Here is an 11,523-nt window from a genome sequence, read left to right as displayed (position 1 = left end):
TGGTCGGTGAGGTCGGGTCGGTGCGTGCAGCGGATCAGGCGTCGGTGCCGTCGTAGCGGACGCGGTCCACGGCGAGGGTGCCGTCGGTCGCGTACAGGCCGACGACGCGGCCGGCGAACGAGGCGGTCGTCTCGGCGGTGAAGTACCGGCCGTCGACGCGGGCCAGCGTGACCGGGCCGTCGGGCCCGTCGTAGCCGAGCGTCAGGTGGTCGCTCGACATCGACTCCAGGAAGTCGCCGCCGGGCTCGATCGGGTCGGTGGCCAGCCACAGCGTGACCGGCCCCTGCGGCACCTGGGCGCTCCAGGTCTCGCCGAAGGTGGAGACCTGGGCGTGCGCGACGACGGTCCGCCCCGACAGCTCGATGCCCACGTGGTGCAGCTCGTCGATGCGCATCGCGATGCCGCCGGTGCCCGCGGAGGCGTCGACGACAGCGGAGAACCGGGAACGCATGTGCGCCTGCCGGATGCCGAGGAACACCGGGCGCAGGTCGCCGAGGTCCGAGCCGTCGGCGTGCAGCACGAGGTGCCCGGGTCGGCTGGTCAGGTCGGCGACGTCGCCCGGCAGGCGGCGTACGGCCAGCCACGCGGGGTCCGAGACGGTCGCGTCGAAGTCGTCCTCCCAGACCACGGCGGGCCCGGGCTCGCTGAGCACGACGGGCGCGATCTGCGGCCAGCCGTCCTTCCAGGTCACGGGCGTGCAGAACGTCTCACGGCCCATCGGCGAGAACGAGCGCGTGCCGCCGCGCACCCGCATGCCGAGCAGCACGAGGTACCAGGAGCCGTCGGGGGCCTGCACGAGGTCGCCGTGCCCGGTGTTCTGCACGGGGCGGTCGGTCCCTGCGGCGGTGAGCAGCGGGTTCGCCGGGCAGCCCTCGAACGGCCCGTCGGGGCGCGTCGAGCGTGCGACCGAGACGGAGTGGCCACGCTCGGTGCCGCCCTCGGCGATGAACAGGTACCACCAGCCGTCGTGCTGGTAGAGGTGCGGCCCCTCGGGGAACATCAGGCCGGTGCCGGACCACAACGGCCGCGGCTCCTCGAGCATCTGGCCGGTGAGCGGGTCGACGCGGAACTGCTCGATGCCGTCGTGGCCCATGCCGGACAGCCGCAGCGCTGAATAGGTCAGGTAGCAGGTGCCGTCCTCGTCCCACGCGAGGTCGGGGTCGATGCCGTCCATGCCCTCGACGAGCACGCCGTCGCTCCACGGGCCGGCCGGGGAGTCGGCGGTGAACACGAGCGTGCCGCGGCCCATCGCGTCGGTCACGGCGATCCAGAAGCGGCCGTCGTGGTGCCGGATCGTGGGGGCCCAGGCGCCACCGAGCGTGGGGACGTCGGTGATGTCGAGCTGGCCGTCGCGCTCGACGACGTGACCGACGTGCTCCCAGGTCACCAGGTCGCGGCTGTGCTGGACCGGGATCCCCGGCAGGTACTCGAACGTCGAGTTCGCCAGGTAGTAGTCGTCACCGACGCGGACGACGGACGGGTCCGGGTGGAAGCCGGAGGCGAGGGGGTTCGGGGGCACGCTGGTCATCGGTTCTCCTGCCGGGTGGTGGGCTCGCCGACGAGGACGCGGACGTCCCACGGGCCGAGCGTGAGGGTGCTGCCTGCCGCGATGCGGACAGCGGGGTCGGTCGCGTCGACGAGGTCGACGGGGGTCGTGACGACGGCGTCGCCCCAGCCCCAGTGGTGCACGTACGCGATGCGGCGGCCGTCGTCGGCCGTCGAGGTGGTGACCCGGACGTCGGCGGGCAGGTCGGGCCACCCGTGCAGCGGGGCGGGGCACGCCCAGGCGAGCAGCGCGCGCGCCAGGTCCTGGCCGGGCACGGTGCCGACCACGGTGATCCGGCCGTCGCCGTGCGCCCGTGTGGTGACGGCCGGCCAGCGTCCCAGGTGCGGGTGCTCGTACCGGGCGAGCACGTCGGCGTCGTCGGGCCGCAGGTAGTCGCTCCACGCGGTGGCGACGAACGGGCCGTCGCCGAGGTCGGGCGCGAGCACGGGTGTCGGCTCGAGCAGGTTGGCGTACTCCTGGTAGGAGACGCCGGCGGCCTCGTCGAGCCGTGCGGGCTTGACGTCGGTGCGCGCCCGACCGGCCTCGTCGCCGTAGCCGGTGCGCGGGCCGATGATCAGGTGCCCGCCCGCGGCGGCGTACGCGCACAGCCAGTCCAGGTCGCGGTCCCGTGCGGTGTACAGGCCGACCGCCACGAGGACGGGCCGCTGCGCGGCCAGCTCGGCCGGGTCGGTCGGCGGGGGAGCGTCGTCGGTGTCGGTGAGGTCGCCGAACAGCTGCTCGGGCCGGACCGTGCCGACCTGGAGGCCGGCGTCGAACGCCCCGCGGTAGAACGGGAGGGTCAGACGCCGGTACGCGTCGGCGTCGCCCCAGCCGTTCGCGGCGGGCAGGGGTGCCTGCGTGGCGAACCCGAGGGCCCACTTGGCGTCGGAGGAGTAGAGGAACGCGACGTCCGCGTCGGGGGTCGACCGGGCCACGACAGGTCCGGCGGCCGCGAGCTCGGCGCCCAGGCGTGCCATCTCCAGGTAGGCCCGGCCGGGCAGGCCGTCGTGCGGCAGCACCCCGCCCCAGTAGGTCTCGGTCCCGTGGTGCAGCGTGTGCCAGTGCCAGTACTCGACCATGCGGGCTCCGCGTGAGACGAGCGCCCAGGCGGCCTGCCGCCACTGGCCGTCGTACGCGACGGAGTTCGTCGAGCCGTGGCCGATGGAGGCGGCGTTCGTCTCGGTGACCAAGAACGGCGCCTGCTTGGCCGAGTACATGAGGTCGGCGAGCTGGTAGACGCCCCAGGTGCCCTCGACGATCCAGTCGGGCGACATGGGCGTCGTGGCCGGGTGCGCGAGCGAGTCGGCCATCCGGTAGTAGGCGTTGCCTGCGGTGATCTCCAGGTGCTCCGACAGCGGCACGTCGGCCACGCCGAGCTGGTCGAACGAGAGGCAGGTGGTGACGAACCGTTCGGGGTGCGTGGGGTGCACGAGGGTGCGGACGAGGTCGGCCTGCCAGCCGATCATCTCGGTGACCAGCCCGGCCTGGAACCGGCGCCAGGCCAGGTCGTACTCGGGCTGCAGGTTGCCGTCGGGCCGCCACAGGTCGGCCCAGGTGGACAGCCGGTGCGACCAGTAGGTCAGTCCCCACTCCTCGTTGAGCCGCTCGACCGTGACGTGGCGGTGGCGCAGCTCGTCGACGAAGCGCTGGAAGACGCCCTCGTTGGACAGCAGCCGGATGCCGGGCTCGTTGTCGACCTGGTAGCCGATGACGGCCGGGTGGTCGAGGTAGCGGCCGACGACGGCGCGGATCACGCGCTCGGCGTGGTGCCGGAAGGCCGCGTGCGTGAAGTCGACCTCCTGGCGCGACCCCCACGGCATGCGTCGTCCGGTGGCGGTGTCGCCGGCGATCTCGGGGTAGCGGCGCGCGAGCCAGGGCGGCACGGCGTAGGTGGGGGTGCCGAGCACGGCGGCGATGCCGCGTTCGTGCGCGGCGTCGAGCGTGGGCGCGAGCCAGTCGAGGTCGAACCGGCCGTCCTCGGGTTCCCAGGTGGACCAGACGGACTCCCCGACGCGGATCGCGGTGAACCCGGCGGCGGCCATGAGGTCGAGGTCGCGCAGCACCCGGTCGGGTGCGCGCTGCGGGTCGAGGGGTTCGGCGCCCGGCGCGGCGTACTCGGGGTAGTAGGCGGCCCCGAACAGCACCCGGTCGGTGATCGACGGGTGTGCGGCGTCGGGGAACGTCATCGGTCTGCCTCCAGGGCGGGGGATGCGCGCGTCGTCGCGCGCATCGGGTGCCGGGACCGCGACGTCCGTCGCGTCGGACACCGCGACAAGCGGTCTCGACATCCCTATGCTTACCGTCTACTCATACGAATCAGCAAGTGTTCACCTCGATGTGACCTTGCCGCTGTAGGCTCCGGTGGTCGAGAAGGGGGTCGGTGTGGTCGCACGGGCGCGAGTCACCGCGAAGGACGTCGCACGTCAGGCCGGTGTGTCCCAGAGCACGGTCAGCTACGTGCTCAACGACACCCCGAACCAGAAGATCTCCGAGGCCACCCGTGCCCGCGTGCTCGCGGCTGCGGAGGAGATGCGGTACGCCCCCTCCGCCGCCGCCCGGGCGCTGCGGCTCGGCGCGAGCCGGATGGTCCTCGCGGTGCTGCCGGACGCCCCGATCGGCTCGAACATCTCGATGGTCATGGATCGGCTCAGCGACGACCTCGAGCCGCACGGCTACTCGGTCGTGTACCGCCGGCACCGGGGCAGCGCGATGCTCGAGCGCGCCTGGCGCGAGGTCATGCCCGCCGCCCTGGTGAACCTGGCCGCCTTCTCGGCCGAGGACGAGGAGAAGATCGAGGCGGCCGGCATCGTGCTCGTGCGCGCGCCGATGGACGACGAGGGGCCCGGCAAGCTGTCGATCTCGGACATGGCGATCGGCCGCCTGCAGGCCGCTCACCTGCTGGAACGCGGTCATCGCCGCCTCGGTTACGCCGCCCCGGTGGACCAGCGGGTGTTCGGCTACTACGGGCGCCGGATCGCCGGCGTGCGCGAGGTGTGCGCCGCGGCGCGCGTGCCCGAGCCGGTCGTCGTCCCGCTCCCGCTCGACGTCACCGAGGCGGCGGCGGCCGTGGCGGAGTGGATGTCGGTGCCGCAGGAGGAGCGCATCACCGCGGTGTGCGCCTACAACGACGAGCAGGCCTTCGCGCTGCTGGCCGGCATGCGGGTCCTCGGGCTCTCGGCGCCGCACGACCTGGCCGTGGTCGGCGTCGACAACGTGCAGCTCTCGCCGTTCGCGCACCCTGCGCTGACGACCGTGGACATCCACTCGCCGGCCATCGCGGACCTGCTCTCCCAGATGGTGCTGACCGCGATCACGGGTGGGACCGTGGAGGGCACGGCCGCTCCGCGGGCGACCCTCGTGCGGCGCGACTCCGCCTGAGCGCAGTCGCTCCGGGCGCTGGTCGGGCGCTCCTCGGCGTCGTCGGTGCGCCCTGCGTGCCGGCTCGCGGGCGACCCTGCGCCTCTCGCGGCGTGATCGATCTGTGACCCTCCCGCGACCTTCCGGGTGTTGCGATCCGGCGCCGGGTGCAGGTACCGTCACTTATACGTCACAGTGAATCGGCTCTTTCGTACTGAGTAGATATGCACTGAGTTGGCAGCTAGGCGGGACCTTCAGTGACGTGGGTCCTCATGTCGACACCCAGGCGTCACCTGCTCGACGATCCACATCAAAGGAGATGGGAATGCGACGACGGCTCCTCGCACTCGGCGCCACCGCCGTGATGCTCGCACTGGCCGCCTGCTCGGGCGGCAGCAGTGACACCACCAGCACCAGCGGCTCCTCCGAGAGTGCGACCCTCACCCTCGGCGAGGTCTCGTACCCGGCGTCCTTCGACGTCAACGGGTACTCGATCGCCCACTACGTCACCTACTTCCAGGCCGTCTACGACACCCTCGTCCGCCAGGACGGGGACGGCATGCTCGTGCCCGGCCTCGCGACCGACTGGGCGTACGACGACGCCCGCACCACGCTCACGCTCACGCTGCGCGAGGGCGTCACGTTCACCGACGGCACGGCGTTCGACGCCGACGCGGTCGTGGCGAACATCAAGAACTTCCAGGCCTCGGCGACGCCGGACCTCTCGAACGCGCAGTACATCGCCGAGGCGACCGCGACCGACGCCACGCACGTGACGATCACGCTGACCGCGCCCGACCCGATGCTGCTCACCTGGATGACCGGCTCGCTCGGCTTCATGGCCTCGCCGGCGTCCTTCACGGCCGCCGACGTCGCGACGAACCCGGTCGGCACCGGCCCCTACACGCTCGACACCGACCAGACCGTCGTCGGCTCCAAGTACGTGTACACGAAGAACCCCGACTACTGGGACGACTCGTACCACGTCTACGACTCGCTGACGATCAACTACTACGAGAGCCCGACGGCCCTGCTCAACGCGATCCAGGGCGGTCAGGTCGACGCCGCGACGTTCTCCGACGTCTCCTCGCTGACCCAGGTCGAGAGCGCCGGCTACAAGGTCAACACCTCGCAGCTCGACTGGATGGGTCTCATCCTGTTCGACCGTGACGGTGCGGTCGACCCGGCCCTCGGCGACGTCAAGGTCCGCCAGGCGCTCAACTACGCGATCGACCGCGAGGGCATCCTCAAGGCGATCCAGCTCGGCTACGGCACCGTGACCAGCTCGGTCTTCGGCCCCACCACGGCCGGCTACGACGAGGCGCTCGACACCGCCTACACCTACGACCCGGAGAAGGCCAAGGAGCTGCTCGCCGAGGCCGGCTACGCCGACGGGTTCGAGCTGACGATGCCCTCGTCCTCGCTCATCAACCAGAGCCTGCTCACCACCATCCAGCAGGAGCTGGCCGACGTCGGCATCACCGTGACCTACGAGGACACCGGCGCGAACTTCATCACCGACCTCCTGGCCGGCAAGTACACGAGCTCGTGGATGCAGCTGGCCTCGGCCAACGACTGGCAGTTCGCCCAGCTGGCCCTCGTGCCCAACGCGACCTTCAACCCGCTCGGCACGCAGTCCGCCGAGACCGATGCGATGCTCGCCACGATGCAGACCGGGACCGACGACGAGGCCGCCGCCGCCGCGCAGGAGCTCAACACCTACGTGACGGACAACGCCTGGTTCGTGCCGATGTACCGGCTCGACAACATGTTCGTCACCAAGCCCACGGTCGAGGTCACGATGGCCGCGGACAACGCGACGCCGTACCTCTACCTCATCCAGCCCGCCTCCTGAGCGGACAGGGCCGGGGCGGGCGTCACCGCCCGCCCCGGCCCACCCGTCAGAACCTGGGGAGTCCTCAGTGCTGAAGTTCCTCCTGCGGCGGCTGGTCTCCGGCGTCGCCATGCTCTTCGTGATCAGCACCGTCGCGTACGGCCTGATCTACCTCACCGGCGCGGACATCGCCCGCACGCTGCTCGGTCAGAACGCCTCGCAGGAGGCGGTCGACCTCAAGGCGCAGCAGCTCGGCCTCGACCAGCCGCTCCTGCAGCGGTACGTCGACTGGCTGTCCGGCGCGATCCGCGGCGACCTCGGCGTCTCGTGGTTCTCCGGGGCGCAGGTGACCGACCTGGTCTCCGCCCGCCTCGGCGTCACGCTCTCGCTGGTCGTGCTCGCCACCCTCATCTCCGCGGTCCTGGCGACCGTGGTCGGCGTCTGGGCCGCGATCAAGCGCGGCTGGGTCGACCGTGTGCTGCAGATCGTCTCCCTGGTCGGCGCCGCGATCCCCAACTACCTCGTGGCCATCGCCCTGGTCCTGGTCGTCGCGATCAACCTCGCGTGGGTCGCCCCCACCGGCTACGTGCGTCCGCAGGACGACCTCGCCGGGTGGGCCTCCTCGATCGTCCTGCCGGTGATCGCCCTGACCATCGGCTGCGTCGCGGGCGTCGCCCAGCAGGTGCGCTCGTCGATGATCGACGGCCTGCGCCAGGACTACGTGCGCACCCTGCGCAGCCGCGGGCTGCCCGAGCGCCGCGTGATCCTCGAGCACGTGCTGCGCAACGCCGCCGGCCCCGCGCTGTCGGTGCTCGCCCTGCTCTTCGTCGGCCTGCTCGGCGGCGCCGTCGTCATCGAGCAGATGTTCGCCATCCCGGGCCTCGGCTCGCTGTCCGTCTCGACCACCACGCAGGGCGACATCCCCGTGATCATGGGCGTCGTCGTGGTGGTCGCGATCATCGTGCTCGTCGTCAACCTGGTGATCGACATCGTCCAGGGCTGGCTCAACCCGAAGGCGCGGATCTCGTGACCACGACCCCGACCACCCCAGACCTGACGGCGCCGACGCCGTCCCTCGCGCGCCGGCTGCTGCGCGACCCGCTCGGTGCGGCCGCGCTCGGCTTCCTGCTGCTCGTCGTGCTCGCCGCGGTGTTCGCCCCGCTGCTCACCTCGCACGACCCGAACGAGGCCGTGCTGGCCGACGTGCTGGCCCCTCCGGGCGGCGAGCACCTGCTGGGCGCCGACAGCTCGGGTCGTGACGTGTGGGCGCGCCTGCTCTACGGCAGCCGGTTCAGCCTGCTCGGCGCGGCGCTGGCGGTCGCGTTCGCGGTCACCATCGGCGCCGTCTCGGGCCTGATCGCCGGCTACTTCGGCAAGTGGTTCGACGAGTTGTCGTCGTGGGCGGCCAGCATCCTCATGGCCCTGCCGGCCATGGTCGTGCTGCTCGCGGCCCGTTCGGTCGTCGGGCCCTCGGCCTGGTGGGCGATGGGCATCTTCGGCGTGCTGCTGTCGGCCTCGGTCTTCCGGCTCGTGCGCAGCACCGTGCAGTCGGTGCGCGGCGAGCTCTACGTCGACGCCGCCCGCGTGAGCGGCCTGTCCGACCTGCGGATCATCTTCCGGCACGTGCTGCGCGTGGTCCGGGCGCCGATCATCATCCAGGTCGCCTCGATCGCCGCGGTGGCCATCGCCATCCAGGCCGGTCTGGAGGTCCTGGGCCTGGGCGACCGGACGATCCCCACCTGGGGCGACATGCTGAACGACGGCTTCCAGAAGATGTACCTGGCGCCGATCCTGCTGCTCTGGCCGAGCCTGATGATCGCGTTCGTCTGCCTCGCCCTGTCGCTGGTCGCCAACTCCCTGCGTGACGCGCTCGAGGGCACGGCCGGGGCCAAGAAGGCGCGTCCGACCCGCGTGGCCGCGGACTTCGTCCCCGTCACCGCCACCACGACCCACGGTGCTGTGCTCGCGGCCGACGACCCGTCGGTGATCCTGCGGGTGCAGCAGCTGCGCATCGGCTACGCCGGCGGCACCAAGGAGGTCGTGCACGGCATCAGCTTCGACGTGCGGGCCGGTGAGGTCCTCGGACTGATCGGGGAGTCCGGCTCGGGCAAGACGCAGACCGCGTTCGGCATCATGCGGCTGCTCCCCGAGGGCGGCGCCATCGCCGGCGGGCGCGTGCTCTGGAAGGGCACCGACCTGGCCGGGCTCGGCGACCGCGAGATGACCGCCATGCGCGGCAGCAAGATCGCGTACATCCCTCAGGAGCCGATGAGCAACCTCGACCCGACGTTCACCATCGGGCACCAGCTCATCGAGCCCATGCGGCTGCACCTGAAGATCGGCAAGAAGGAGGCCCGCGAGCGGGCCGTGGCGCTGCTGCGTCGCGTCGGCATCCCCGACCCCGCCCGCACCATGCGGTCCTACCCGCACGAGGTCTCCGGCGGCATGGCCCAGCGCGTGCTCATCGCCGGAGCCATCAGCTGCGAGCCCGACCTGCTGATCGCCGACGAGCCCACCACGGCGCTCGACGTCACCGTGCAGGCCGAGATCCTCGAGCTGCTGCGCAGCCTGCAGGCCGACCTCGGCATGGGCATGGTGCTCGTCACGCACAACTTCGGGGTCGTCGCCGACCTGTGCGACCGCGTCGCGGTCATGCAGGAGGGCGAGATCGTGGAGTCCGGCGACGTCCGCCAGGTGTTCCGCGACCCGCAGCACCCGTACACCCGTCAGCTCTTCGGCGCGATCCTGTCCGAGGACGGCATCCGCCCGACGTTCGTCGCCCGGCAGGGCGTCCCCGCAGCTCAGGAGGCACGTCGATGACGACACCGCAGCCGACCTACCTGCCCGGCGGGGGGTCGCCCGTCGGGGGCGCCCCGGCCGCGGCGCCGTTGCTCGACGTGCGCGACCTGGTCGTGGAGTACCCGCGTCCCGGCCACCGCAAGGACCCGTTCCGCGTGCTCAAGAGCGTCAGCCTGGACGTGCGGCCGGGGGAGTGCGTGGGCCTGGTCGGCGAGTCCGGCTCCGGCAAGACGACCCTCGGCCGTGCGGTGCTCGGCCTCGCGCCGGTCGCCAGCGGCACGATCGACTACCGCGGCACGGACATCGCGCACGCCGACCGGCACACCCGCCGGAAGATGGGCAGCGAGATCCAGGTCGTCTTCCAGGACCCTTACACCTCGCTCAACCCCTCGATGACGGTGGGCGACATCCTCGCCGAGCCGCTCACGGCCAACGGCGTCTCGCGCAGCGAGGCCCGCTCGCGCGTGCGCGACCTGCTCGACCAGGTCCGGCTCCCCTCCGACGCGCTCGGCCGCCTGCCGCGCGAGTTCTCCGGCGGGCAGCGTCAGCGCGTGGCGATCGCCCGCGCGCTGGCCCTCGAGCCGCGGCTGATCATCTGCGACGAGCCGGTCTCGGCCCTCGACCTGTCGACGCAGGCGCGGGTGCTCGACCTGTTCGTCGAGATCCAGGAGCGCACGGGCGTCGCCTACCTGTTCATCACGCACGACCTCACGGTGGTGCGCCACGTCAGCCATCGGGTCGCTGTGATGTACCACGGGGAGATCGTCGAGTGGGGCGAGACCGACGCGGTCACCCGCACGCCCGAGCACCCTTACACGCAGCGGCTCTGGATGGCCGCACCCGTGCCCGACCCCGACGAGCAGATGCGCCGACGCGCCGAGCGCCAGCGCCTGCTGGCGATCCAGGCCGAGCAGGACGAGCAGGCCGGTGCCGTCGCCTGAACGCCCACCGGGCGGTTCCCCCGCCGCCCGGTGGGCCCCCGGCCGGCCGGCCTGGCTGCCCGGGCCGCACCACCCGTCCGTGCGGGTGATCGTCGACAACGACTTCGCGGGCGACCCGGACGACCTGTTCCAGCTGGCCCACCACCTGCTCTCGCCCTCGGTCGACCTGCGCGCGGTGATCAGCTCGCACCTGGCGCCGGGCGACGGGTTCGACCCCGGACCGCACGCCGCGGCGAACGGTGCGCGACGGGTCCGGGAGCTCGCCGACGTCATGGGCGTCGACCTCGACGACCTGCTCGTGGTCGGCACCGAGGACGCCCTGGTCGACGAGCGCACCCCGCAGCCCTCGCCCGGTGTCGACGTCATCGTGGCCGAGGCCCTGCGCGAGGACACCACGGCACCGCTGTTCGTCGTGTGCGGCGGCGGGCTCACCGAGATCGCCTCGGCGTACCTGGTCGAGCCGTCCATCGCCGACCGGCTGACGGTCGTGTGGATCGGCGGCCCCGAGGACCCCGAGCTGGCCGACGCCCCACCCGGCGCCCCCGTGCTCGAGTACAACCTGGGCATCGACGTGACCGCCGGCCGGGTGCTGCTCGCCTCGCCCGTCCCGCTGTGGCAGGTGCCGCGCGACGCCTACCGGCAGTGCCTGGTCTCGGACGCCGAGCTGCGCGCCCGCGTCGCGCCGGCCGGTCCGCTGGGCGCCTACCTGTACCGCGAGATCGTCACCCTGCAGGACCGGCTCGTGGAGTACCTGGGCGGTCGCCGCGAGACGTACGCTCTGGGCGACCAGCCGTTGGTGCTGGCCACGGCCCTGCAGTCGGCGTTCGAGCCCGACGCGTCGTCGTCGTCCTGGGTGCGGCGGCGCGCACCGCGGCTGGGGCCCGACGGCGGCTTCGTCGCCGATCCCGACGGACGCGAGATCCGGGTGCTCACCCGGGTCGACACCCGGCTGATGTTCGAGGACATGTTCCTCAAGCTCGCCGAGCACGCCGTCTGGGCGACGCGTGAGGCCGGTGCGGCGGAGACGGACGTCTGAGAGGGAGATC

8 protein-coding genes are annotated in these 11,523 nt (G+C 72.1%); 6 read left to right on the top strand and 2 right to left on the bottom strand.

The features are described from left to right. Positions 1-34 precede the first annotated feature (34 nt). On the bottom strand, positions 35-1,528 hold the full coding sequence (locus BKA22_RS02210) for a glycoside hydrolase family 43 protein (RefSeq protein WP_146951252.1): 1,494 nt from the start codon (positions 1,526-1,528) through the stop codon (positions 35-37). Next, positions 1,525-3,732: a beta-galactosidase gene (locus BKA22_RS02205; RefSeq protein ID WP_146951251.1), complete on the bottom strand. Its 2,208-nt coding sequence runs from the start codon at positions 3,730-3,732 to the stop codon at positions 1,525-1,527. Before BKA22_RS02205 ends, BKA22_RS02210 begins: the two co-directional genes overlap by 4 nt. A 175-nt stretch (positions 3,733-3,907) precedes the next feature. On the opposite strand from BKA22_RS02205, the gene BKA22_RS20065 reads away from it, so the two are divergent. From BKA22_RS20065 to BKA22_RS02175, 6 genes are all read left to right on the top strand, one after another. Continuing rightward, positions 3,908-4,924, top strand: a complete 1,017-nt coding sequence (locus BKA22_RS20065; protein ID WP_218866480.1) for a LacI family DNA-binding transcriptional regulator — start codon at positions 3,908-3,910, stop codon at positions 4,922-4,924. Between the two features lie 304 nt (positions 4,925-5,228). Next, a complete protein-coding gene (locus BKA22_RS02195) occupies positions 5,229-6,758 on the top strand; it encodes an ABC transporter substrate-binding protein (protein WP_146951250.1) in 1,530 nt (509 codons plus the stop codon). Between the two features lie 67 nt (positions 6,759-6,825). Then, complete coding sequence (locus tag BKA22_RS02190; protein WP_146951249.1) at positions 6,826-7,767, top strand: ABC transporter permease; 942 nt, start codon at positions 6,826-6,828, stop codon at positions 7,765-7,767. Further along, positions 7,764-9,557, top strand: a complete 1,794-nt coding sequence (locus tag BKA22_RS02185) for a dipeptide/oligopeptide/nickel ABC transporter permease/ATP-binding protein (protein ID WP_146951248.1) — start codon at positions 7,764-7,766, stop codon at positions 9,555-9,557. Before BKA22_RS02190 ends, BKA22_RS02185 begins: the two co-directional genes overlap by 4 nt. Next, a complete protein-coding gene (locus BKA22_RS02180) occupies positions 9,554-10,477 on the top strand; it encodes an ATP-binding cassette domain-containing protein (protein ID WP_146951247.1) in 924 nt (307 codons plus the stop codon). The genes BKA22_RS02185 and BKA22_RS02180 overlap by 4 nt, the downstream gene beginning before the upstream one ends. A gap of 79 nt (positions 10,478-10,556) precedes the next feature. Beyond that, positions 10,557-11,513, top strand: coding sequence for a nucleoside hydrolase (locus BKA22_RS02175; RefSeq protein WP_218866478.1), 957 nt, complete (start codon positions 10,557-10,559; stop codon positions 11,511-11,513). Positions 11,514-11,523 lie beyond the last annotated feature (10 nt).

The organism is Cellulomonas soli, from assembly GCF_013409305.1.
Lineage (GTDB): Bacteria > Actinomycetota > Actinomycetes > Actinomycetales > Cellulomonadaceae > Cellulomonas > Cellulomonas soli.
Note: the sequence above shows the minus strand (reverse complement) of the source record. Positions and strands in the feature narration are given on the sequence as shown.